Source organism: Rhodococcus sp. C1 (assembly GCF_020809065.1).
Lineage (GTDB): Bacteria > Actinomycetota > Actinomycetes > Mycobacteriales > Mycobacteriaceae > Rhodococcus_F > Rhodococcus_F qingshengii.
Window position 1 is genome coordinate 2,358,415 of record NZ_CP078080.1, and the last position, 23,283, is coordinate 2,381,697.

The window sequence follows — 23,283 nt, forward strand, 5'->3', positions numbered from 1 at the left end:
ATGTCTGCGCTCTGATGCATGTCGGTGCTCAGGTTCATGATTCGGCCATGGGGGACAAGAAATTCGGTGCCGGTCTGCTCGACCTGCTGTTGCCACGCGAGTGTGGTGGGTGTGGCCGCTCGGGGACTCTGTGGTGCGGTGAGTGCGCGGAACTGCTGCGCGATCATCCGCTTCAACTGAGTCCGCGCGTGGAACCGGGCGTGCCCGTCTGGGCACTCGGCCGCTACGACGGCCCCAGGCGGCGCAGTGTGATCGAGATGAAGGAACGGGGTCGTCGGGACCTCGCGATGCCTCTGGGGATCGCTGTGGCCGATGCGTTGGCCACTCTGGAACGGTGGGGCGAGCTCGGCAGCGGGGGTCGTCCGCCGATCGTGCTGGTGCCGGCTCCCACGCGCGCCCGAGCGGCGCGATCTCGCGGGGGTGATCCGGTTCGCCGGATAGCCGAAAGTGTGCGCGGAAAGCGGGAAATTGGTTCTGTCGCGGGTCGTCCGGTACGTGTCTGTCCGATTCTCCGGATGACGCGAGGTGTACGTGACTCGGTGGGACTGTCCGCGGCCGACCGGGTGACCAACGTGAACGGTCATGTGTCTCTCGACACCACTGCGATCTCTTCGATTGCCGGGGACAGTGACATCGTCCTGCTCGACGACGTCCTCACCACGGGAGCGACTGCGGCAGAGTCGGTTCGGGCCCTCTCGCTCAGTGGGATTCGGACAACTCTCGTGCTTGTCCTTGCAGGGGCTTAGATGAATTTCGTTGGAACAGTGGCACTCGCGCGCGTTACGTACTAGCGTCGGCGGCACACCCGAAAATACTGGTAGGAGGTGGTACTTCGATACTGGTGCCGGGCGGATCCCCTCTCGGTACTTGCAGAATTTGCCGCCGCCCACCGTGGGGCGGGGCCGTAATTGGGAGGTACGAGTGACGACCCCTTCGCAAGCCTCGTTTTTCATCGAGGACGCCACCATCGAGCGTTCCGAGAATGCCGCAGCTCCGAGATCCGACGTCGTAGTCAAGGGACGAAATGTCGAGATCCCCGATCACTTCCGAATCTACGTTTCGGAAAAGCTGGCGCGACTCGAACACTTCGACCCCTCCATATTCCACTTCGACGTGGAACTCCAACATGAACGCAACCGACGACAGGCCAAGAGTTGCCAGCGCGTCGAGATCACCGCTCGAGGTAAAGGCCCGGTGGCCCGAGCCGAAGCGTCCGCAGACAGCTTCTACGCCGCCTTCGAATCGGTGATCGACAAGCTCGAGAGTCGCCTCCGTCGAACCAAGGACCGCAAGAAGGTCCATTACGGCGACAAGCGACCGGTGTCCGTCGCGGAGGCAACCGCCTCCCTCGTCGACGCAGACTCACTCGGAGTCACACCGGACATTTCGCTGAACGGTCAAGAGCCGGACGAGTACGACGGCCCGGGACGCGTGGTCCGCACGAAGGATCACCCGGCCGAGCCGATGACCATCGACGACGCTCTCTACGAGATGGAACTGGTCGGACACGACTTCTTTCTCTTCCATGACAAGGAGTCGGACAAGCCGTCCGTCGTCTACCGTCGTCACGCTTTCGACTACGGATTGATCCGCCTGACATGACCCAATCGGTGGTGGGTTTGCTCGCTCGCCGCCGGTAGCGCCTACCATGGAATCCGGCCGGAGTTTTCGGACCCCGGCCGGATTTTCAGTGTGTGACCCCCTGTCGCCGAAGATTGAGGACGAAGAAGACTGTGCCGTCGCTGTCGCTATCGAAGCTGCTCCGTGTTGGTGAAGGTCGCATGGTCAAGCGGCTCAAGCACATCGCCGAGCATGTGGAATCTCTGTCGCCCGATGTCGAAGGCCTGACAGACGAGCAACTCAAAGCCAAGACCACCGAGTTCCGTGAGCGCTATGCCGCCGGGGAAACTCTCGACGAGTTGCTGCCCGAGGCTTTCTCCGTGGCCCGTGAGACGTCGTGGCGCGTGATCAATCAGAAGCACTTCCACGTGCAGATCATGGGTGGCGCGGCCCTGCACTTCGGCAACGTCGCCGAGATGAAGACCGGTGAGGGCAAGACTCTGACGTCGGTTCTTCCGGCTTATCTCAACGCGATCGCGGGTGACGGCGTCCACGTGGTCACCACCAACGACTACCTTGCCAAGCGCGACTCCGAGTGGATGGGCCGCGTTCACCGCGCCCTCGGCCTCGAGACCAGTGTGATTCTCTCGGGCATGACGCCGGCCGAGCGCCGCGTCGCCTACGCAGCCGACATCACCTACGGCACCAACAACGAGTTCGGCTTCGACTACCTGCGCGACAACATGACGCATTCGTTGGACGACCTGGTCCAGCGTGGCCATGCGTTTGCCATCGTGGACGAGGTCGACTCGATCCTCATCGACGAAGCCCGAACCCCCCTCATCATCTCGGGCCCGGCCGACGGCTCCAGCAAGTGGTACAGCGAGTTCGCGCGCATCGCGCCGCTGCTCAAGAAGGACGTTCACTACGAGGTCGACATCCGCAAGCGCACCATCGGTGTGCACGAGGCGGGCGTCGAACTGGTCGAGGACCAGCTCGGTATCGACAACCTGTACGAAGCCGCGAATTCGCCGCTGGTGAGCTACTTGAACAACGCGATCAAGGCCAAGGAGCTCTACACCAAGGACAAGGACTACATCGTCCGCGACGGTGAGGTCATCATCGTCGACGAGTTCACCGGCCGCGTACTGGTCGGCCGCCGCTACAACGAGGGCATGCACCAGGCGATCGAGGCCAAGGAGAAGGTGGAGATCAAGGCGGAGAACCAGACCCTTGCCACCATCACCCTGCAGAACTACTTCCGTCTGTACGACAAGTTGTCGGGCATGACGGGTACCGCCGAGACGGAAGCTGCCGAGCTTCACCAGACTTACACGCTCGGTGTGATCCCGATCCCGACCAACCGTCCGATGGTCCGAGTCGACAACGGCGACCTCATCTACAAGACCGAGGAAGCCAAGTTCGACGCGGTGGTTGACGACGTCGTCGAGCGCCACGAGAACGGCCAGCCCGTCCTGATCGGTACCACCAGCGTCGAGCGCTCGGAGTACCTGTCCAAGCAGTTCACCAAGCGCGGCGTTGCCCACAACGTCCTCAACGCCAAGTTCCACGAGAAGGAAGCGACCATCATCGCCGAGGCCGGTCGCTCCGGCGCGGTCACCGTCGCGACCAACATGGCCGGCCGCGGTACCGACGTCGTGCTCGGTGGTAACCCGGACATCATCGCGGACATCGCGCTGCGCAAGAAGGGCCTCGACCCGGTCACGACGCCGGACGAGTACGAGGCGGCTTGGGACGCAGTCCTGGACGAGGTCAAGGCTGAGGTCAAGGCAGACGCCGAGAAGGTCCGCGATGCCGGCGGCCTGTACGTCCTGGGCACCGAGCGTCACGAATCGCGCCGAATCGACAACCAGTTGCGTGGTCGTTCCGGACGTCAGGGTGATCCCGGCGAATCGCGGTTCTACCTCTCGCTCGGTGACGAGCTCATGCGCCGTTTCAACGGTTCGGCACTCGAGTCGATCATGACGCGCCTGAACCTGCCCGACGACGTCCCGATCGAAGCCAAAATGGTCTCGAAGGCCATCAAGAGCGCTCAGACCCAGGTGGAGCAGCAGAACTTCGAAATTCGCAAGAATGTCCTCAAGTACGACGAGGTCATGAACCAGCAGCGAACGGTCATCTACAAGGAGCGCCGCCAGATCCTCGAGGGTGAGGACATGGAAGGCCAGGTCGAGCAGATGATCACTGACGTGGTCACCGCCTACGTCGACGGTGCCACCGCCGAGGGATACGTCGAGGACTGGGATCTCGAGCAGCTGTGGACGGCGCTGAAGACGCTGTACCCGGTCGGCATCGATCACAAGACGTTGGCAGGGGAGGACGGCGCAGGCATCAACAGTGACCTGAGCCGTGACGACCTGCGAACCGCTTTGCTCGAAGACGCCCACGCGGCGTACAAGAAGCGCGAAGCCGAGATCGATGCGATCGCCGGCGAAAACGGTATGCGTGAACTCGAGCGTCGTGTCTTCCTCTCGGTCCTGGACCGTAAGTGGCGTGAGCATCTCTACGAGATGGATTACCTCAAGGAGGGAATCGGTCTGCGTGCGATGGCCCAGCGCGATCCGCTGGTCGAGTACCAGCGCGAGGGTTACGACATGTTCATCGGCATGCTCGACGGATTGAAGGAAGAGTCCGTCGGATTCCTCTTCAACCTGCAGGTCGAGGCAGCTCCGGCGCAGCCCGCAAGTGGAATTTCCGTCACCGCGGGCTCTGCCGCCGCGGCGTCCGCCACGGCGCCCAAGCCGCTCCCCACGCAGGAGGCTGCGGCCAGGACAGCCGGAACTGCCGCCCCGACGGCGTTGCGCGCCAAGGGACTTGACGACGAAGGTCCGTCGCGTCTGACGTACACCGGCCCGGACGAGGACGGCAAGGCAAAGGCAACACGTGACTCGGCTGCCGACACCGGCGACGGTGCCGCCTCTCGTCGCGAACGTCGTGAAGCCGCACGGACGCAGTCGAAGAGCAATCGAGCTCCGAAGTCCAAGCGCAAGCGCTGAGGTATTAGCGCAGTCAGTACTCGGCAGGCTGGACGGTCACACCACGTGTAGTGCGGTGACCGTCCAGCCTGTTTCGTCTGTGTGGTCGATCCGGCCTGCGACGGCAAAAGTCTGCGTGCCTCGTGTGTACGTCGCACAGACTTCGGCGGTACTCTCCGACACTGCTTGAACGTGGGTGCGGTGAACGGCCGCGCCGCCCAGCTTCCGGGCCGAGAAATCCGAAGTGTAAAGTCTCGCAACAACTTCCAGGACGGACGGCGTCAACACGCCCTTGAGTTGCCGTGGATTTCGTCGTCGGTCGACGGTTTCGAGAACCAGACGTAGTGATCGGTTCCAGAAGATGTCGGCACCTACCAGCCGCGGTTCCGGAGCGTGAGTGAACCCGGTACTGGGCGACGTTCCGTTGTGTGGCGTCTTTCGCGGGCGACGCAGCATCCGGTCTGTTCGGCACTGCGTTCGGTCTGGCCGGCACTGTGGCCGCGACAGCACGACGGTATGCGGGTGAGGCTCGAATTGCGGCGCCGGCTCGAGAACGATCTTGCAGTCCTGCTCCATGACATCCCCCCGGATGATCCTGCGTCCGAGACAGCTGTCTCGGACTTCGCTCCCCCGAGCGATGGTGAGAAGCATGACACGAATCGCTCGAGATGTCGCCGTGATCACCATCGCGACTTAGGGTGATGGCGTGCGGGGACTTCTGTTGGATGTCGGTGGCGTGCTGTTCGGTCCGGGATCGGATCTCGACGGCTTGAGCGCGGTCGTGCGCGCGGTGAAGGCCCGCGGAATCGTGACGGGAATCGTCAGCAACGATCCCGGCGGCGCCAGTGCTCAGTGGTTGCGGGATCTCGGCGACGGGGTCTTGGTCGACGACGTGATCTTGTCCGGTGATGTCGAGATGGCAAAGCCCGACGCCGAGATCTATCTGTTGGCAGCGAGTCGTTTGGGCGTCGAGCCGGAGGATTTCGTTTTCGTGGATGATCTCGAAATCAACGTCCGGGCGGCTGTGGCCGTCGGGATGGTCGGGGTCCATCACGTCGGCTCGGAATCGACCATCGAGGAGTTGTCGATTCTGTTCGATCTCGGCGAAGGAGGGGACACGAAGCCATGGTGAACAGACTGACGACTCAGGATGCCGCTTTCTACTTCCTCGAAGCCGGGACGACGCCGATGCATGTCGGCTCGTTGGGGATCTTCAGGCAACTGCGAAACGGGATCGATCACGAGGAGTTGCTTCGACTTGTCGAAGAGCGGCTCGGATCGGTTCCGCGGTACCGACAGAGAGTTCGCGAGGTGGCGTTCGGTCTGGCCCGCCCCGTCTGGGTGGACGACTCGGATTTCGACATCACCTATCACGTACGCCGATCTGCTCTGCCCAAACCAGGTTCCGACGAACAGCTGATGGATCTGATCGCGCGGCTGACGTCGAGACCACTCGACAGCACGAGGCCGTTGTGGGAGATGTACCTGGTCGAGGGGCTGACCAGAAACAGATTTGCCATCTTCACGAAGTCTCATTCGTCGTTGGTGGACGGCGAGGCGGCTCCAGAGATCAGTCAGGTGATCTTCGATCCGGAGAAGAATCGAGCGCCAGGCCCCGAAGAATTGTGGATGCCCGCCAGGCCGCCGAGCGATACCAGCTTGTTGGTCAGTGCACTGGCGGATCTCGTAACGAGCCCGGGGGAGGGGATCGCACGGGCACGTGCAGCGTTCAACGACGTGACCACATCCGTCACCGAGGCTGTGAGTGCACTCGGGAAACTCGCGGAAGTGGTTCGAACGGCGACGCAGGTAGCCCCGTCGAGCCCGCTCAACGCCACCATTTCGCGCAATCGACGCCTTGCGGTGGCCAAGACGTCTCTGGAGGACTATCGACGTATTCGCGCGCGGTACGGGTGCGAGATCAACGACGTGATTCTGACCGTCATCGCAGGTGCGATGCGGAACTGGTTGCTCTCGCGCGGTGAACCGGTGACCGAGGCGACCATCGTGCGAGCGATGGTGCCCATGTCGGTCTACACCGACGGCCCGGAGAGTCCTGACGTCGACGATCCGCAAGCGCCCGGACATGTTTCCTCGTTCCTCATCGACCTGCCTGTCGGTGAACCCAACGCGGTGGTTCGACTCTCGCACGTGGCCCATGCGACGGAGGCATTCGCGCGTCAGGGTCGGCGGGTCACCGCGCAGACGATGGTGCGAATGTCCGGGTTTGCGCCGGCGACGCTGCATGCGATGAGCTCCCGCGCGGCCAGTAGTCTGTCGCAGCGAATGTTCAACTTGATGATCACCAATGCGCCAGGGCCGCAATTTCCGCTTTACCTCGGTGGTGCTCGGATGCTCGAGATGTATCCCGTGTCGCCACTGCTCAAGAATCAGACACTCAGCATCGCCCTGACGTCGTACGACGGAAATGTCTACTACGGTTTGAATGCCGACCGTGACGCGATGTCGGACGTCGACGTCGTTCGTTCGCTGATCTTCGAGTCACTCGAGGAATTGACGGATGCGAGTCGGTGACGAACGAGCATGAAGGTGGTCTCATGAGGGTGTACGTACCGGCGACGGTCGAGATTTTGCAGCAGTTGGTCGCAGATCAGGAGTTCGACCCTATGAGCCGGACGGCTTTTGCGGTCACCCCGACTCTGCGTGAGTCGTACGCGGCGGGGGACGACGACGAGTTGGCCGAGGTCGCCATGGGTGAGGCTGCGCGTGCGTCGCTGCGACTGATCGCCGGAACCGAGGGTGACGTCACCTTCCGGCGTGCTGTCGTCGCCGCCGACGTCGACGATGCCGATGTGAAGTTACGGCCCGATCTCGACGATTCGGTAGTCCGATTGGCGGGTCCTGTCACGATGGCTCAGGTTGCATCTGTGCATGTCGACCTCGAACAGGCAGAATCGGACATCGAGCGCGCTGCTGGCATAGTCGACGCGGCGGATCTCGGTGACGCCGATGCCGAGTTCACGCTCGGTGACGCGGAGGACCACGAGTTGGCGTGGTACGCCGCGCAAGAGTTGCCGTTCTTGCTCGACCTGCTGTGAATGTGCTTACCGTGAAGTAACCTACGGTACCGTAACCTGATAACCTACGGTACCGTAGGCAGTGGGTTCGGAAGGTGAGAGGTGGAGGTCTGATGGGTCTGAAGGACTGGATCGAGGCACCGGCAGCGTCGGTAGTTCCGGCAGCGCGGTCGAAGCTCAATCTGCTTCGCGGTGCGGCGGCTCGGCTGACCACACCATTGCTTCCCGACGACTATCTGCACCTCGCGAATCCGTTGTGGTCTGCCCGCGAGCTGCGCGGCCAGATCGTCGAAGTCCGGCCCGAGACCACGGACTCGGCGACCATCGTCATCAAGCCGGGTTGGGGATTCGACTTCAACTACCAGCCGGGGCAGTACATCGGCATCGGTCTGCATATCGACGGCCGTTGGCATTGGCGGTCGTACTCACTTACCTCGCCTCCCAACTGGGAGAACAAGCGCATTTCCATCGCGGTCAAGGCCATGCCCGAGGGCTTTCTCTCGAGCCACCTCGTCAGCGGGGCCGTGCCGTCGGGAACCATCGTTCGACTGGCCACGCCTTCGGGCAACTTCGCGTTGCCGGATCCGCCGCCGGAGAAGATCCTGTTCATCACCGCCGGCAGTGGCATCACTCCGGTCATGGGCATGTTGCGGACGATGAACCGGCGCGGTCAATTGCCCGACGTCATGCACATCCACTCGGCTCCGACGGAATCCGACGTGATGTTCGCCGACGAACTCACAGCACTGCACGCCGAGCACGAGGACTTCGTGAGCCACGTGCAACTCACGCGACGTGACGGAAAGTTCAAACTCAGTTCTCTCGACACGGTCTGCCCCGACTGGCGCGAGCGCCACACCTGGGCGTGCGGACCCCTCCCGTTGCTCGACGAGCTCGAAGACGTCTGGAAGGCGGAACGCATCGAGGATCGACTCCACATGGAGCGGTTCGCCGTATCGCGCATCGATGCTTCGGCCGACGGTGGCACGGTCACGTTCGAGAAGTCGGGTAAGACGATCACCGTCGACGGTGCGACGACGCTTCTGGAGGCGGGCGAGCAGTCCGGTGCCTTGATGCCGTTCGGTTGCCGCATGGGCATCTGCCAGACGTGTGTCGTACCTCTCGTTGCCGGCCACGCGATCGATCTACGCTCGGGGAAACAGCACGCGGAGGGCGAGCGCATCCAGACGTGCATCTCCGCCGCCGCCGGCGACTGTACGCTGGACGCATAGCTTCTAGGCACACGGAGGACCACGGTGGCCATCACCGATATCAAAGAGTTTTCGCACCTCACCGAGGCCGATGTCGAAGCTCTCGGACGTGAACTCGATCAGATTCGACTCGACATCGAAGACTCTCGTGGGATCCGGGACGCCCGCTACATTCGTCGCGTCATTCGCGTCCAGCGGGCGTTGGAGCTCGGCGGGCGTATCGCATTGTTCGGCAGTCGGTACCGACCGGCATGGTTGGTCGGCACGACCCTGCTGAGCCTGTCGAAGATCATCGAGAACATGGAGCTCGGGCATAACGTCATGCACGGGCAATGGGACTGGATGAACGATCCCGAGATTCACTCCGTCTCGTGGGAGTGGGATCAGACCGGTCCTTCCGAGCATTGGAAGCGCGCCCACAACTACCAGCACCACACGTACACCAATGTCGTCGGTATGGACGAGGATCTCGGTTTCGGGATTCTGCGTATGACTCGTGACGAGCCGTGGAAGCCGATCAACCTCTTCCAGCCGATCGCCAACGTGATCTTGGCGGCCACGTTCGAGTGGGGCATCGCGCTGCACGACCTCACGGCGGCAGCCGAGTTGGAGGGCGCGGAAAAGGGGCAGCTGAACTCGCAGGCGAACAAAGACTTCGCGCGCAAGATCTTTCGTCAGGTGGGCAAGGACTTCATCTTGTTCCCGGCGCTGACGGGGCCGGCGTGGAAGTCGACCATGTCGGCCAATGCGACCGCGAACCTCGTGCGCAACCTGTGGGCGTACGTCGTCATCTTCTGTGGCCACTTCCCGGACGGTGCCGAGAAGTTCACGGTTGCCGAATTCGAGCAGGAGACTCGTCACGAGTGGTACCTGCGCCAGATGCTCGGTAGTGCGAACTTCAATTCCGGCAAGCTCATGGGACTCATGAGCGGCAATCTGAGCTACCAGATCGAGCACCACGTGTTTCCCGATCTGCCGAGCAACCGCTATCCCGAAATCGCTGTGAAGATGCGTGCATTGTGCGAGAAGTTCGATCTCCCGTACACCACCGGTTCGCTCTTCAAGCAGTATCTTCTGGCTCTGCGCACCATCCACAAGTTGGCTTTGCCGGACAAGTGGCTGACCGCAACCTCGGACAATGCTCCGGAAACGTCTTCGGAACTGCGGTTCCGCGACTCGGGATTCCGGGACGCAGCCATGGCGATGGTGGAGGACCTTCGTACCGATCCGATCACCGGTAAGCGTCTCGGTTTGTTGACCGCACTCAAGTCGCAGGCCCGTTCCCGCATGCCGAAGCGCCGGAAGTGATATAGGTTACATCGGGAAAAACCTAACCTACGGTGCCGTAAGTTACGCTACAGTAGGTGCAGTTGATCTGAACGATTCGAATCGAGAATCGTTCTGCACTTACTACTTTGCGCCTAACTCACTGCTAGGAGGCTTTCCATGGCGATTGCAGATGTCAAGGAATACGCACATCTCACGGACGCCGACATCGAGGCGCTCGGCCGCGAACTCGACGCGATTCGTCGCGACATCGAGGAGTCGCGCGGCGAGAAGGATGCGCGATACGTGCGCAACGTCATTCGTCTGCAGCGTTCGCTCGAAATCGGCGGCCGCGCAGTGCTTTTCGCCAGCCGTCGTCGTCCGGCGTGGCTCGCCGGAGTTGGCCTGCTGACGCTCTCGAAGATCATCGAGAACATGGAACTCGGGCACAACGTGATGCACGGGCAGTGGGACTGGATGAACGACCCGGAGATCCACTCCACCTCGTGGGAGTGGGACGTCACCGGCCCGTCTGCGCACTGGAAGCAGACCCACAACTACCTGCATCACAAGTACACCAACGTCCTCGGAATGGACGACGACGTCGGATACGGACTCCTCCGCGTCACCCGCGATCAGCGCTGGAAGCCCTTCAACGCCGGCAACCTGGTCTACAACACGCTGCTCGCGCTGTTCTTCGAGTACGGCATCGCCGCACAGCACCTCGAGCTCGGCAAGGTGGCCAAGGGCCGCGCCGACAAGGAAGAGACGCAGCGCAAGCTCCGTGAGGTCGGCGAGAAGATCGGCAAGCAGGTCCTGCGCGACTACGTCATCTACCCGGCCATCACCGGCCCGGCGTGGAAGAGCACGTTGTCGGCCAACTTCACCGCCAACACTCTGCGGAACGTGTGGACCAACGCGGTCATCTTCTGCGGCCACTTCCCGGACGGTGCCGAGAAGTTCACCAAGGAAGACATCGACAAGGAAACGCAGGCTCAGTGGTACCTGCGTCAGATGCTCGGCAGCGCCAACATCGAGGGCAGCGCGCTCATGGACTTCATGACGGGCAACCTGAGCTACCAGATCGAGCACCACCTGTTCCCCGATCTGCCCAGCAACCGCTACAAGGACATCGCGGTCACGGTGCGTCAGCTCGCGGACAAGTACGACTTGCCGTACACGACGGGCCCGCTTGCCGTGCAGTACGCCAAGTCCTGGCGCACCATCGCCAAGCTGTCGCTGCCCAACAAGTACCTCAAGGACACCGTCGACAATGCGCCCGAGACGGCGTCGGAGCGGATGTTCGACGGCGAACTGACCTCGACTGTCGATCCCGTGACCGGGCGTCGCAGTGGCCTCAAGAGCGCCATCGCACGTAAGCGCAAGAGCGGAAAGCTGCGCAGCCTCCTCGGCCTGCGCTGATCGTCGACTGCGCTGACCGTAGACAGCAAGCGGCCCGACACCATTCGATGGTGTCGGGCCGCTTTGCTGTTCTCGCCCGGAACGTCGCTCGGGGGCGCTCAGTACTGATCGTTGGACTTGATCGCTTCCAGCAGTTGTCGCACAGCGACGACGCGTCGAGCTGATTTGCCCTCCAGTAGGTCGAGCTTGCATTCGGGATCTGCCGGCGGTCCGAGGTGCGTGCATCCGCGCGGGCAATCCTCGATCGCCGCAGCGAGATCCGAGAACGCCGCCACCACGTTCTCGGGCGAGATGTGCGCCAGACCGAACGAACGGATGCCCGGGGTGTCGATCACCCAGCCGCCACCGGCGAGCGGGAGTGCCACCGATTGCGTCGACGTGTGCCGGCCCTTGCCGACGCCGGATACGATGCCGACCGCTCGATTGGCATCGGGGACAAGGCGATTGACCAATGTCGACTTTCCGACGCCGGAATGTCCGATCAGGGCGGTCAACTTGTGCTCGAGGATCTGCGTCAGTTCGTCCAGGGGATCGTCGCGACCGGCGACGACCACTTGGATGTCGAGGTCGGCGAACGTGCTCGCGAATTCCTCCGGCGGTTCGAGGTCGCTCTTGGTCAGGCAGACGATCGGCGTCAGGCCACCCACGTAGGCGGCGACCAGTGCGCGCTCGACGAAGCCGGTGCGCGGTGGGGGATCGGCGAGTGCCACGACGATGAGAAGCTGCTCCGCGTTCGCGACGACGATGCGTTCGAAGGGATCGGTGTCGTCGGCGGTCCGTCGCAGAACCGTCGAACGCTCGGAGACCCGGACAATGCGCGCCAGGGTGTCGGTTTTGCCCGACAGATCGCCGACTATGTCCACCTGATCGCCGACGACGATGGGGGTTCGGCCAAGTTCGCGGGCGCGCATCGTGACGATCAGCCGGTCGGGATCGCCGCCGAGGACGCAACCCCAACGGCCACGATCCTTCGACACCACCATCCCCGATTCGGCCGAGAGATGTTCGGGCCGAGTCTTCGTACGGGGGCGGGATCCGCGCCCGGGGCGTACCCGGACGTCGGACTCGTCGTACTGCCGCGGACTCAGAAGCTTGCCTTCGGTGTCGCCGGCGAACTCTCGAGCATGTCGATCCACATGTTCTCGAAGCCCGGCAGTGTCTTGGCTGTGGTTCCGACATCGTCGACCTCGACACCGTCGACGACCAGGCCGATGATGGCGCCGGCTGTTGCCATGCGGTGGTCGGCATACGAGAGCCATTGTCCGCCATGGAGTTCCGCGGGAACGATCGTCAGGCCGTCATCGGTTTCGGTGACGGAGCCGCCGAGTTTGTTGATCTCGTCGGCGAGGGCGGCGAGACGGTCTGTCTCGTGCCCGCGCAGGTGCGCGATTCCTCGTAGATGCGAGGTGCCCTCGGCGAGAGCGGCCAGGGCCGCCACGGTGGGGGTCAGCTCTCCCACGTCGTGGAGGTCGATGTCGATGCCGCGCAGTTTCTCCGGGCCGCGGACGGTCAGGACACCATCGGCGAGAGTGACGTCGGCTCCCATCGAGGCGAGGATCCCGCGGATCGCGTCGCCGGGTTGCGTCGTCGACGACGGCCACAACGGCACGCTGACGGTTCCGCCGGTCACTGCGGCAGCGGCCAGGAACGGTGTGGCGTTGGAGAGATCGGGTTCGATCGCCCAGTCCACGGCGCGCACCGGCCCCGGTGCCACACGCCAGGTGTCCGCGTCACCGCCCGTGGCTGGCGTCGTCACGGAAACTCCGGCCTCGCGGAGCATCTCGACGGTCATGTCGATGTGTGGCATGGACGGGACGGGCTTGCCGTCGTGGTGAACGGTGACACCCTCTTCGAACGCAGCAGCCGAGAGCAGGAGACCGGAGACGAACTGCGACGAACCGGATGCGTCGATGGTGACCGTCCCGCCGCGTAGGGATCCGGTTCCGGTGACGGTGAACGGGAGTGCGTCACCCTCGATCCGAGCGCCGAGACCGCGCAGTGCTTCCAAGATGGTGCCGAGCGGTCGTGTGCGTGCTTGCTCGTCGCCGTCGAAGTGGACGATGCCGTCGGCCATCGCGGCGAGTGGCGGCAGGAAGCGCATCACGGTGCCGGCCAGGCCGCAGTCGACCTCGCCGCCGCGCAGGGGTCCAGGGGTGACGCGAAGCGTGGTCGCATCACCGGCTTCCTCGACGCCGATGCCGAGGTCACGCAGAGCTGCGATCATCAGGTCGGCGTCACGGCTGCGGAGTGCCCCGGTGATCGTGGACGGGCCATCCGCAAGTGCGGCCAGAATCAGAGCTCGATTGGTGATGGACTTGGATCCGGGCAGCGTCACCACTGCATCGACGGGTGCTTGGGCCCTCGGGGCGCTCCACAGACTCAGACTCACATGGTCCATCTTCTCTCATCGGTGGGGGAATGGTCGAAACCGTGCCACCCTGGGTGTCATGTGCGGAAGGTATGCGACCACAGCGGACCCGGCCACCCTGGCGGTGGAACTCGACGCGCTCGACGAGACCGACCACTCGGCGCCCGTCGAAGCCGATTACAACGTGGCCCCCACGACCGAGGTGTTGACCGTCGTCGAACGCCACGATCGGGAGAACCCCGACAGCGATCCGGCCAAGAGGATTCGGCGGATGCGGTGGGGATTGGTGCCGTCGTGGACCAAGGAACTGGGCAAAGGCCCGGTCCTGTTCAACGCCCGCGCCGACTCGCTGGCGGAGAAGCCGGCGTTTCGGACCGCCTTCAAGTTCAAGCGTTGCCTGGTCCCCATGGACGGGTGGTACGAGTGGCAGACCGAGGCCACCGGCGGGAAAAAGGCAGCGAAGATTCCTTACTACATGCACCCCGACGACGGATCACGGCTGTTCATGGCGGGCGTGTGGTCTGCTTGGCGGGACCCGAGGGTCGAGAACGCGAGCCCCGTCCTGAGCTGCTCGATCGTCACGGTCGACTCTCTCGGTCACCTCGAGCAGGTTCACGACCGCATGCCCCTCGCCCTGCCTCGTGACCGCTGGGAGGCGTGGCTCGATCCCGACAACACCGTCGATTCGGCTCTGCTCGAACCGGTACCGGACCTCTTCGAGCGGATCGACGTCGATCGAGTCCGGCCGCTGGTCAACAGTGTCAAGAACAACGGGCACGAGTTGATCGAGCCGGACGTCGACCGTGCCGGCGAGCAGATCAGCCTGCTCTAGCAGTCAGCCGAGAGCCCAGGTGACGGTCACTTCGAACGAGACCTGCTGGGTTCCCGGGGCGAGAACCATGTCGGACATCGAGGCGTCGGGAGCGCGCATGGTCTGACCGCCACTCGTGTCGTGTGCCTCGGTGATGGTCACGACGTTTTCGAGCGACGTCCCGGACAGATCCGCGTACTGCTCGGCACGGTTCTTCGCGTCCTCGAAGGCACGGGTGCGAGCGTCGGCCAGAAGCTGAGAGTCGTCGTCGATGGCGAAGGCGACGTTACCGAGCCGTGCCGCGTTTCCGCCCGCCGCGATGCCGGCGGCCAGGACAGAAGAGGCCTTGTCGAGATCGCGGACGACGATTCGTACCGAGTTGGTCGCCCGGTAGCCGGTCACGTTGCCGCCGACGAACGGTCCGCCGCTGGCGTCGTACTGCGGCTGGACGGACAGATCGCTTGTCTGCACGTCCTCGGGGGCAACCCCGGCGGCGACTATCGCGTCGATCATCTGACGGGCCTTGTCATTCGCCTCCGAGACCGCTCCCGATACATCCGGGGCAACCACCTCGATGCCGATGTCGGCATTGAGGATGTCCGGCGCCCCGCGGACCTGCCCTGATCCGACTACCGTGACTTCCTTGGCGGCATTGTCCGAACTCCCGCAGGCCGTCAGCGAGACGGTGAGGGCTGCCGCTGCAGCGGTCAGTGCAAGAGTTTTCAGGTGTGGTCGCATGGTGAGACCGTAGCGACCGGATACTCAGCCCGCCGTGATTTGCGCCGTGACCGCGCCACTGAGCTGCGCGAGGTCCGTCGGAGCCAGCTCGATTTCGAGCCCGCGTCGGCCGGCGCTGCAGAGAATGCGGTCCCAGTCGAGCGCCGACGCATCGATCACTGTCGGCAGTTTCTTGCGCTGGCCGAGCGGTGAGATACCGCCGAAGACGTAGCCGCTCGAGCGCTCGGCTTCGGCGCGATCGGCCATGACGGCTTTGCTCGCACCGAGGGCAGCGGCTGCAGCCTTGAGGGAGAGCTTGTCCGGGACCGGCAGAACCGCGACGGCGAGCTTGCCGGTGTCGAGTTTGACGACCAAGGTCTTGAAGATCTGTGCGGCCTCGACGCCTGTCGACTCTGCCAGTGCGGTGACCGCCTCGTCGCCGAAAGATTCGGCGCGAGGATCGTGGTCGTAGCTGTGGACGCGGTGCGGTGTCTTCGACTTGTCGAGAAGTACGGTCGCAGGGGTCGCTGTTCCGGCCATGAGGAACACCCTAGGTGGATCGCCGACAGGTGCATCCGACCAGGCCGGGAACAGAGTCGCTGACTCCCGTGTTGGTACCAGTTGATGAAACTTGTCCCGAGAAGCGAAGGAGCGACCGTGCTGGCTGTGTGTGAGCCACCACCGGCCCGTGGGTCGGATCTTCAGTTGGCGGTAACCTTGATCCCTACGGCTAGTGAAGGGATCAGAGTGCTGGAACACGACCGGCCCAAGGACGAACCGTCAGGGGTAACTGAACCTATCGACGGCACTGTGTCCGAAACGCCCGAAACTGCGGATGCGTTGATTGCCCGGTTCGAGCGCGACGCGCTCCCGCTGCTCGACCAGTTGTACGGCGCTGCCCTGCGCATGACGCGGAATCCGGCTGATGCCGAGGATCTCGTGCAGGAGACGTACGTCAAGGCGTACACCGCTTTCCGTTCGTTCCGTGCCGGTACCAACCTGAAAGCCTGGCTGTACCGGATTCTCACGAACACCTACATCAACTCGTACCGAAAGAAGCAGCGCCAACCCGCGCAGTATCCGACGGACGAGATCACCGACTGGCAGTTGGCCGCCACCGCCGAGCACACTTCGACGGGGCTGCGATCGGCCGAGGTGGAGGCGCTCGACGCGTTGCCTGACGACGACATCAAGGCGGCGCTGCAGTCGCTTCCCGAGGAATTCCGTATGGCCGTGTACTACGCCGATGTCGAAGGATTCCCGTACAAGGAGATCGCGGAGATCATGGGCACACCCATCGGAACGGTGATGTCGCGACTGCACCGTGGTCGCAAGCAATTGCGTGGTCTTTTGGCCGATGTCGCAAAAGACCGGGGATTCAATCGGGACGGCGCGGTCGACACAGCCACAGTCGCAGCCACCGAGACGGAAGGTGTCACACGATGAGTGAGCAGGACGAATTCGAAAGGCTCGACTGCTCGGCAGTCATCGCCGACGTCTGGTTGATGCTCGACGGTGAATGCGACGATTCAAGTCGTGCTCGCCTGCAGCGTCATATCGACGATTGTGGATCGTGCCTCGAGGCCTACGGGATCGAAGAGAAGGTCAAGAGCCTGATCAACCGTAAGTGCGGCGGAGACCATGCGCCGGAAAGCCTGCGTCAGAGGCTCACCGTCGAGTTGCGTCGGACCATCGTCATAACGACTACCGAAACCGACAGCTAGCCCGTCAGCGAAGATCTGAGCGGCAGCAGTCGGAAGGCAGTAACGCCGAGGGGCGGGGAAGCAATGCTTCCCCGCCCCTCGGACGTTTTGTTGCGCTACATGTCAGGCGTTTGGACGCTTGCCATGGTTAGCGGCGTTGCCCTTACGGCTGCGCTTCTTACGACCACGCTTACCCATGATTGGTCTCCCTTCTGTTTCTTTCGCGTCATTGTTTCACGCCGATGCCGGTGTGGTTCCATTGGCAGGTCGATCGAGTGATCCGTCGACGTATTTTCGTGGTCAGAGTGCAGTTCCGACAGAAGTGAGGTTCACGATGGCAGAAGACGTGCGCGCCGAGATGGTTTCGACGGTCTACCAGGTCGTCGTGAGCGAGGGAGACGTCGTTGCGGACGGCGACACCCTGGTCATCCTCGAATCCATGAAGATGGAGATTCCCGTCCTGGCCGAGGTTCCGGGAACGGTGACGACGGTGGGCGTCAAGGTCGGCGACGTGATTCAGCAAGGCGATCTGATCGCCGTGATCTCCTAAGCCGGACGATGTCCACTCTCAGCGACCTCCTCGCCGAACACACCGACCTTCCCGGTGCGGCGGTCGACCATCTCCAGCGCGTCGTGGGGGAGTGGCAACTGCTCGCCGACCTCTCCTTTGCCGACGTTCTCTTGTGGGTGGGCACCGAATCGGAGAAGAACCGATCCGAGGGGACGGTCATCTGCGTCGCGCATTGCCGGCCGACAACGGCATCGACGGCTTTTCCGGAGGATGCGGTCGGAACGGTCGTTTCCGAGTCCGAGCACCCGCAGGTTCTTCGCGCTCTCGTGGAGGGCCGCGTCGTGCGCGGGGAAGACGAGACGTGGCGTGAAGGAATGCCGCCGCGTCGGGAAGCCGTTCCGGTGCGTCTGGACGGGCGAGTCATCGCTGTTCTGAGCCGCGACACCAACCTGTCGCACCAGCGAGCGCAGAGTCCGCTCGAACTCGCGTATCTCGATTGCGCCGAAGACCTGTGTCAGATGATCAGCGACGGAACCTTCCCGATCCGAGAATCGCGCTCCGACACGAACTCGAGCCCACGTGCGGGCGACGGCTTCATCCGTCTCGATACCGAAGGCACAGTCGTCTATGCCAGCCCGAACGCGCTCTCGGCCTATCACCGGATGGGTCTGAGTTCGGATCTGGTGGGTCAAGACCTCGCAGCGCTGACCCGTTCGTTGGTCACCGACCCGTTCGAGTCTCAGGAAGCTGCGGGATACATCCGAGATACGTTGGCGGACAAGCCCGGTCGCCGTATGGAGATCGAGGCGCGCGGGGCGACCGTTCTGCTGCGGGCCCTGGTTCTCAAGCCTGGCGGCCGGCATGTCGGTGCTGCGGTCGTCGTCCGCGACGTCACCGAGGTCAAGCGTCGTGATCGCGCTCTCCTGAGCAAGGACGCAACCATCCGCGAGATTCACCATCGAGTGAAGAACAATCTGCAAACCGTCGCGGCGCTTCTGCGTCTACAGGCCAGGCGAACCGGCAACGACGAAGCGCGACAAGCGTTGACAGAGTCGGTGAGACGCGTGACGTCCATCGCCCTCGTTCACGACACCTTGTCGATGTCGGTGGACGAAGAGGTGGATCTCGACGAGGTGATCGACCGGTTGGTTCCCATGCTCTCCGATGTCGCGGGAGTAGGTGTGCCGGTGACGATTCGGCGTGAGGGCAGTTTCGGAGTGTTCTCCGCCGAGCGCGCCACCCCGCTGGTCATGGTGCTGACGGAGTTGGTGCAGAACGCGATCGAGCACGCTTTCGATCCGGGTGTGACCGGCACGGTCACACTCAGTGCCGAGCGTTCTGCACGCTGGTTGGACGTGATCATCCACGACAACGGGCGCGGACTGCCGGAGAACTTCGACCTCGAGAAATCCGATCGGCTCGGACTCCAGATCGTGCGGACTTTGCTGGGCGCCGAACTCGGTGGCTCGCTCGGACTGCACCCGGGAAGCGGAGGCGGTACCGACGCGGTTCTGCGTGTGCCGCTCGGTAGACGTTCTGCGCGTTACTGATTCGAGCCGCGTTAGCGATTCGAGCAGACAAAAAGCCCGGCACCATGTGGTGCCGGGCTGTCGTCTTCGACTGTGCAGAGGGGCTGTTCTCCGCCGCGAGTCGAACGTCTCGGTTCTACCTAGACGGAAGTGCGTGCACGGGTACGTGCGTTACGACGCTTGAGTGCGCGACGCTCGTCTTCGCTCATTCCGCCCCAGACGCCTGCATCCTGGCCGGACTCGAGAGCCCACGACAGGCACTCGGCGGTGACGGGGCAGCGGTTGCAGACAACCTTGGCATCAGCGATCTGAGCGAGGGCCGGTCCACTGTTTCCCACAGGGAAGAACAGTTCGGGATCCTCGTCGCGACAGATTGCGTTGTGGCGCCAGTCCATCTTTTTTCGCTCCTTAATTGGGTGTGTATTCACACCATTTGGTACCAATGAGTTTGTGTGTGCGTCATCAATGTTTCCGCACTGTTACTTGTGAATGCTTTCACGAACTCGCGGTATGTCAATAGGTTTGAACGGGTTCGTGGGCCAACTCACTAATTTGTGACACACCTGACGGCCACCTGGGCGTCACCGGCATTTTACCCGATTTCGACCTTTTGGCACCAGAGTTTTTGCAGGTCAAACGTGTTGCCTGACTCACGTCGTAATCGGTGCGAACACTTCCAGTGCATCCGGGACCGAGGTGAATTCGACCTTTTCACGAAGTCCGATGTAGTCGCCGTCCATCTGCAGTCCGATCGGTCGCGACGATTCGATGGTGATTGTCGGGACGTCGTCGGTGCGTAAGAGGACCTTCGATTTCGGCTCCGCGCCGCGTGCGAGTAGTTGCCGCACAACCCGCAGGGACGGCAGAACTTTGGTGCTCGTCATGGCGAAGATGCCGAGTCCACTGTCGAAGGTCGTTCCCGGATTGGTGTGGACGGGACGCTCTTCCAGATATGTCCACGGGCTCGAGTTCGAGACGAATGCGTAGTGGACTCCGGAGACGGGATCCTGATCGGGAAGGTGGACGGTCAGCGCTGGTTCGGCTCGCTTGGCACGGAAGAACGCCGCGATCGCGGTTCGGACATACCGGGCGGGTGTGGCGGCGTCACCGTTCTTACGGCTGGCGTCGACGGCCTCGCACACATCGGCGTCGAGGCCCATTCCGGCGTTGAACGTGAACCAACGGTTGTCGCAGTGTGCGAGCCCGATTCGGCGCCTGGTCCGTTCGGAGAGGAGGTCGACGAGTTGGTTCGTGGCGTCGATCGGGTCGGCGGCAATACCGAGTGAGCGCGCGAAAACGTTTGCCGAGCCGCCTGGGACGACAGCGATCGTCGGGATCGGACCGACCGGAACCGATTTCATCGACGCGGGATGCGGTGACCCGAGCAGTCCGTTGACCACTTCGTTGACCGTTCCGTCGCCACCGTGGACGATCACCGAGCCGAAGCCGTCTTCGTGGGCTTCGCGCGCCAGTTCGGCAGCATGACCCCGATGTGTGGTGTGCGCCACAGTAAGTCGCACCCGACTCTCGAGGGCGTGTGCCAACAGGTCACGACCGGCAGCGGTGGTGGAGGTGGCATTGGGGTTGACGATCAGCAGTGCGCGCACGGGGCATGAGCCTATCCGGTGTCGTGTTCTAGGCTGGCCTCGTGCCGAATACCGCCAGTCCGAACGCCCTGCCCAAGACAGTCACATGGGCGGGTGCCCTCGTGACGCTTCAAGGGCTGGTTGCCGCCGGGTTCGCGATCGTCGCAGTGATTCGCGGTGCAACCGGCCACGATCAGAGCGTCACCAACGGATACGGATTTGCCGCCTGGGTCGCGATCCTCGGCGGCGCGGTGTTGGCTGCCGGTATCGCTTTGCTGACGGGCCGCCGGTGGGGCCGGGCAATCGCCGTCGTCGCACAGTTGCTGCTCCTGCCGGTCGCCTGGTCGCTCCTGACCGATTCGCATCAGGTGCCGCTCGGAATCGTTCTGGGTGTCGTCGTTCTCGGCGCTCTGGGCTGCCTGTTCTCGGCTCCGACGTCTCGATGGATGGCAGCGGAGTACGGAGCGTACGCAGACGAGGTGTCGCCGGAAGAGGGACGCCCGGACGAGACCGACGAGCCGCGGGACAAGTAGGACGGAACGCCTACGCTGCTTCAGACCTACTCAGCTTCCGCTCTACTCAGCTTCGGCGGCGAGAGCTCCGAGGTGAGTACCGGTCAGGCGATACGTGGTCCACTCCGTCTTCGCGTCGGCGCCGAGTGACTCGTAGAACTTGATCGAGGGGGTGTTCCAGTTGAGCACCGACCAGGACAGCCGGGTGTAGTCGTTGTCGGTGCACTCCTTGGCGAGTGCGGCCAGAAGAGCCTTCCCGTGGCCTGATCCGCGCTGACTGGGCTTGACGTAGAGGTCTTCGAGGTAGATACCGTGGGCGCCGTCCCACGTCGAGAAATTGCGAAACCACAACGCCATGCCGACGACGTCGTCGGCCGAATTCACAGCGACGTGCGCGAAGGCCGTCGCGGCCGGCCCGAACAAAGCCTCGCCGATCTGTTCCGCCTTCACGGTGCACTCGTCGAGGGCCTTCTGGTAGTCGGCCAACTCGTAGATCATGTCTGTGATCGGCTGGACGTCTGCGGGCGTGGCGCGTCGGATCATAGGGAGAATCTTAGGCCTCAAGCCTCGACGAGCGGCGGCACGTTGTGATGGACGAGGTGGGTGGCGCCATGCTCGTAACCGAGAACCGAGTATGCGCCGGGGGACAAGGCGAAACGCTTTCCTTCCGTCACCGGGAGCTCGAGCCAGCGGGCGATGAGTGCGCGTGAGAAGTGGCCGTGCCCGATCAGGATCACGTCGCGTTCGGGTAGTTGCGAACGCACCATCGACAGCACCATGTCGGTGCGGGCGTGGATCTGATCGGCCTGCTCGCCGCCGGGGCACGGGTGCGTCCAGACGGTCCAATCGGGCACCGTTGCGCGGATCTCGGGCGTCGTGAGGCCTTCGTAATCGCCGTAGTCCCATTCGGACAGTGCATCCCAGGTTCGCTCTTCCGGCAGGCCGGCGAGATCGCCCGTCAACTGTGCGCGCAGCCGCGGACTCGTCAGAATCATGGGGTTCCGGAGGTCGAGGGTTCGCAAGCGATTTCCGGTCGCGGTTGCCTGCATCTCGCCGAGCGGAGTCAGCGGAACCTCGGTCCGGCCCGTGTGTTTCCCGGTGCGTGCCCACTCGGTTTCACCGTGTCGCATGAGTACGACGCGAGCACCGAGGGGGATCGACGAGGGGGCGGACTGGGACGTCATGTCGACCATCATTGCAGGCTGCCTCGCGTGTGTAGCTCGCCTCCTGGCGCGAAGTGCGCAAGGATCTACGTGTGACGACGGTTCTCGCAGTGGCGAATCAAAAGGGCGGCGTGGCTAAAACCACCACCGTCGCTTCTCTCGGTGCGGCTTTGTCCGCGCTCGGACAACGAGTTCTGGTGGTGGATCTCGACCCGCAGGGCTGCCTGACGTTCTCGCTCGGACACAACCCGGATCGCCTCGAGCGTTCGGTCAACGAGGTCCTGGCGGGTGATCTCGATGCGGTCGACGCCGTGCTGAAGACGGACGACGGTATGGATCTCCTGCCGGCCACGATCGATCTCGCGGGCGCCGAAGCGCTGCTCCTGATGCGACCCGGTCGAGAGTTCGCGCTCAAGCGGGCGCTGTCTCCGCTCCTGGGCTCTTACGACGTCATCATCATCGACTGCCCACCGTCGTTGGGTGTGCTCACACTCAACGGATTGACTGCGGCGCAGTCGGTTCTGGTTCCACTGCAGTGCGAAACCCTCGCACACCGCGGCGTCGGACAGCTGCTGCGTACGGTTCGTGAAGTCCAAGCCATCACCAACCCGGATCTTGTTCTGCTCGGCGCACTTCCGACTCTGTACGACGCTCGAACCACGCACAGTCGCGACGTGCTCGCCGACGTCAGCGACCGCTACTCCCTGGCCGTTCTGGCGCCTCCGATCCCACGCACCGTCAAGTTCGCCGAGGCGTCCGCGTCGGGTGCGACGGTCCTCGCCGGACGAAAGAACAAGGGCGCGGATGCCTATCGAGAACTCGCCGACAATCTCGTAAAGCATTGGGCTGGAAATGAAGTCGTGACTTTCGCGCCGGAACTGGCGCTCTGA

26 protein-coding genes are annotated in these 23,283 nt (G+C 63.2%); 16 read left to right on the top strand and 10 right to left on the bottom strand.

From position 1 onward, the window contains the following. The first annotated feature begins 14 nt into the window (after positions 1-14). The 3 genes from KTR60_RS10860 to secA all read left to right on the top strand — a co-directional run bounded on the left by KTR60_RS10860 (position 15) and on the right by secA (position 4,577). Positions 15-746: a ComF family protein gene (locus KTR60_RS10860; RefSeq protein ID WP_228402139.1), complete on the top strand. Its 732-nt coding sequence runs from the start codon at positions 15-17 to the stop codon at positions 744-746. A gap of 175 nt (positions 747-921) precedes the next feature. After that, positions 922-1,602, top strand: coding sequence for a ribosome hibernation-promoting factor, HPF/YfiA family (gene hpf / locus KTR60_RS10865; protein WP_003940893.1), 681 nt, complete (start codon positions 922-924; stop codon positions 1,600-1,602). A gap of 131 nt (positions 1,603-1,733) precedes the next feature. After that, entirely contained in the window at positions 1,734-4,577 is a 2,844-nt protein-coding gene (secA, locus tag KTR60_RS10870) for a preprotein translocase subunit SecA (protein ID WP_050654900.1), read from the top strand. A 36-nt stretch (positions 4,578-4,613) separates the two neighbouring features. Here the strand turns inward: secA and KTR60_RS10875 are convergent, their stop codons facing one another. Beyond that, a complete protein-coding gene (locus KTR60_RS10875; protein WP_228402140.1) occupies positions 4,614-5,132 on the bottom strand; it encodes an Rv3235 family protein in 519 nt (172 codons plus the stop codon). Between the two features lie 130 nt (positions 5,133-5,262). Here KTR60_RS10875 and KTR60_RS10880 point away from each other — a divergent pair, with 130 nt between their 5' ends. The 6 genes from KTR60_RS10880 (at position 5,263) to KTR60_RS10905 (ending at position 11,493) form a co-directional block, all read left to right on the top strand. Beyond that, positions 5,263-5,688 (top strand): HAD-IA family hydrolase, encoded by a 426-nt coding sequence (locus tag KTR60_RS10880; RefSeq protein WP_003940859.1) that lies wholly within the window; start codon positions 5,263-5,265, stop codon positions 5,686-5,688. Continuing rightward, positions 5,682-7,091 carry a WS/DGAT/MGAT family O-acyltransferase gene (locus tag KTR60_RS10885; RefSeq protein ID WP_007731194.1) on the top strand — a complete coding sequence of 470 codons (1,410 nt, stop codon included), beginning with the start codon at positions 5,682-5,684 and terminating at the stop codon, positions 7,089-7,091. Before KTR60_RS10880 ends, KTR60_RS10885 begins: the two co-directional genes overlap by 7 nt. 23 nt (positions 7,092-7,114) lie before the next feature. Beyond that, the gene (locus KTR60_RS10890; RefSeq protein ID WP_030535010.1) at positions 7,115-7,615 is read left to right on the top strand and encodes a DUF6912 family protein; all 501 of its coding nucleotides are present in this window, start codon (positions 7,115-7,117) and stop codon (positions 7,613-7,615) included. Between the two features lie 92 nt (positions 7,616-7,707). Then, on the top strand, positions 7,708-8,826 hold the full coding sequence (locus KTR60_RS10895; protein WP_007731196.1) for a ferredoxin reductase: 1,119 nt from the start codon (positions 7,708-7,710) through the stop codon (positions 8,824-8,826). A gap of 24 nt (positions 8,827-8,850) precedes the next feature. Beyond that, positions 8,851-10,113: a fatty acid desaturase family protein gene (locus tag KTR60_RS10900; protein ID WP_003940901.1), complete on the top strand. Its 1,263-nt coding sequence runs from the start codon at positions 8,851-8,853 to the stop codon at positions 10,111-10,113. A 138-nt stretch (positions 10,114-10,251) separates the two neighbouring features. Continuing rightward, positions 10,252-11,493 carry a fatty acid desaturase family protein gene (locus tag KTR60_RS10905; RefSeq protein ID WP_003940700.1) on the top strand — a complete coding sequence of 414 codons (1,242 nt, stop codon included), beginning with the start codon at positions 10,252-10,254 and terminating at the stop codon, positions 11,491-11,493. A 98-nt stretch (positions 11,494-11,591) separates the two neighbouring features. Here the strand turns inward: KTR60_RS10905 and rsgA are convergent, their stop codons facing one another. Next, a complete protein-coding gene (gene rsgA / locus KTR60_RS10910) occupies positions 11,592-12,629 on the bottom strand; it encodes a ribosome small subunit-dependent GTPase A (protein WP_007731200.1) in 1,038 nt (345 codons plus the stop codon). Continuing rightward, the gene (gene aroA / locus KTR60_RS10915; protein ID WP_007731201.1) at positions 12,578-13,891 is read right to left on the bottom strand and encodes a 3-phosphoshikimate 1-carboxyvinyltransferase; all 1,314 of its coding nucleotides are present in this window, start codon (positions 13,889-13,891) and stop codon (positions 12,578-12,580) included. Before aroA ends, rsgA begins: the two co-directional genes overlap by 52 nt. A 49-nt stretch (positions 13,892-13,940) precedes the next feature. On the opposite strand from aroA, the gene KTR60_RS10920 reads away from it, so the two are divergent. After that, on the top strand, positions 13,941-14,693 hold the full coding sequence (locus tag KTR60_RS10920) for an SOS response-associated peptidase (RefSeq protein WP_007731203.1): 753 nt from the start codon (positions 13,941-13,943) through the stop codon (positions 14,691-14,693). 3 nt (positions 14,694-14,696) lie between these two features. Here KTR60_RS10920 and KTR60_RS10925 read toward each other — a convergent pair whose 3' ends face one another. Further along, positions 14,697-15,410: an SIMPL domain-containing protein gene (locus tag KTR60_RS10925; RefSeq protein WP_007731204.1), complete on the bottom strand. Its 714-nt coding sequence runs from the start codon at positions 15,408-15,410 to the stop codon at positions 14,697-14,699. A 24-nt stretch (positions 15,411-15,434) separates the two neighbouring features. After that, on the bottom strand, positions 15,435-15,929 hold the full coding sequence (gene ybaK, locus KTR60_RS10930) for a Cys-tRNA(Pro) deacylase (RefSeq protein WP_007731205.1): 495 nt from the start codon (positions 15,927-15,929) through the stop codon (positions 15,435-15,437). 207 nt (positions 15,930-16,136) lie between these two features. On the opposite strand from ybaK, the gene KTR60_RS10935 reads away from it, so the two are divergent. Beyond that, positions 16,137-16,835, top strand: coding sequence for a sigma-70 family RNA polymerase sigma factor (locus KTR60_RS10935; RefSeq protein ID WP_416309269.1), 699 nt, complete (start codon positions 16,137-16,139; stop codon positions 16,833-16,835). Then, entirely contained in the window at positions 16,832-17,113 is a 282-nt protein-coding gene (gene rsrA, locus KTR60_RS10940; RefSeq protein WP_003940722.1) for a mycothiol system anti-sigma-R factor, read from the top strand. The genes KTR60_RS10935 and rsrA overlap by 4 nt, the downstream gene beginning before the upstream one ends. A gap of 102 nt (positions 17,114-17,215) precedes the next feature. Here the strand turns inward: rsrA and KTR60_RS29315 are convergent, their stop codons facing one another. Next, a complete protein-coding gene (locus tag KTR60_RS29315; RefSeq protein WP_022597109.1) occupies positions 17,216-17,290 on the bottom strand; it encodes a 50S ribosomal protein bL37 in 75 nt (24 codons plus the stop codon). Between the two features lie 136 nt (positions 17,291-17,426). On the opposite strand from KTR60_RS29315, the gene KTR60_RS10945 reads away from it, so the two are divergent. Both KTR60_RS10945 and KTR60_RS10950 read left to right on the top strand, forming a co-directional pair. Then, on the top strand, positions 17,427-17,642 hold the full coding sequence (locus KTR60_RS10945) for a biotin/lipoyl-binding carrier protein (protein WP_007731208.1): 216 nt from the start codon (positions 17,427-17,429) through the stop codon (positions 17,640-17,642). Between the two features lie 8 nt (positions 17,643-17,650). After that, on the top strand, positions 17,651-19,153 hold the full coding sequence (locus tag KTR60_RS10950; protein ID WP_003940890.1) for a sensor histidine kinase: 1,503 nt from the start codon (positions 17,651-17,653) through the stop codon (positions 19,151-19,153). Between the two features lie 119 nt (positions 19,154-19,272). Here KTR60_RS10950 and KTR60_RS10955 read toward each other — a convergent pair whose 3' ends face one another. Both KTR60_RS10955 and KTR60_RS10960 read right to left on the bottom strand, forming a co-directional pair. After that, complete coding sequence (locus KTR60_RS10955) at positions 19,273-19,527, bottom strand: WhiB family transcriptional regulator (protein ID WP_003940950.1); 255 nt, start codon at positions 19,525-19,527, stop codon at positions 19,273-19,275. 255 nt (positions 19,528-19,782) lie between these two features. Continuing rightward, positions 19,783-20,739: a diacylglycerol/lipid kinase family protein gene (locus tag KTR60_RS10960; RefSeq protein WP_007731209.1), complete on the bottom strand. Its 957-nt coding sequence runs from the start codon at positions 20,737-20,739 to the stop codon at positions 19,783-19,785. A gap of 41 nt (positions 20,740-20,780) precedes the next feature. Here KTR60_RS10960 and KTR60_RS10965 point away from each other — a divergent pair, with 41 nt between their 5' ends. Continuing rightward, the gene (locus tag KTR60_RS10965; RefSeq protein WP_007731217.1) at positions 20,781-21,251 is read left to right on the top strand and encodes a hypothetical protein; all 471 of its coding nucleotides are present in this window, start codon (positions 20,781-20,783) and stop codon (positions 21,249-21,251) included. Positions 21,252-21,293: 42 nt separating this feature from the next. On the opposite strand, the gene KTR60_RS10970 is transcribed toward KTR60_RS10965, so the two are convergent. Beyond that, complete coding sequence (locus tag KTR60_RS10970) at positions 21,294-21,773, bottom strand: GNAT family N-acetyltransferase (RefSeq protein WP_003940724.1); 480 nt, start codon at positions 21,771-21,773, stop codon at positions 21,294-21,296. A gap of 17 nt (positions 21,774-21,790) precedes the next feature. After that, positions 21,791-22,414 (bottom strand): acid phosphatase, encoded by a 624-nt coding sequence (locus KTR60_RS10975; protein ID WP_080552758.1) that lies wholly within the window; start codon positions 22,412-22,414, stop codon positions 21,791-21,793. Positions 22,415-22,485: 71 nt separating this feature from the next. Here KTR60_RS10975 and KTR60_RS10980 point away from each other — a divergent pair, with 71 nt between their 5' ends. Further along, positions 22,486-23,283, top strand: a complete 798-nt coding sequence (locus KTR60_RS10980; RefSeq protein WP_003940948.1) for a ParA family protein — start codon at positions 22,486-22,488, stop codon at positions 23,281-23,283.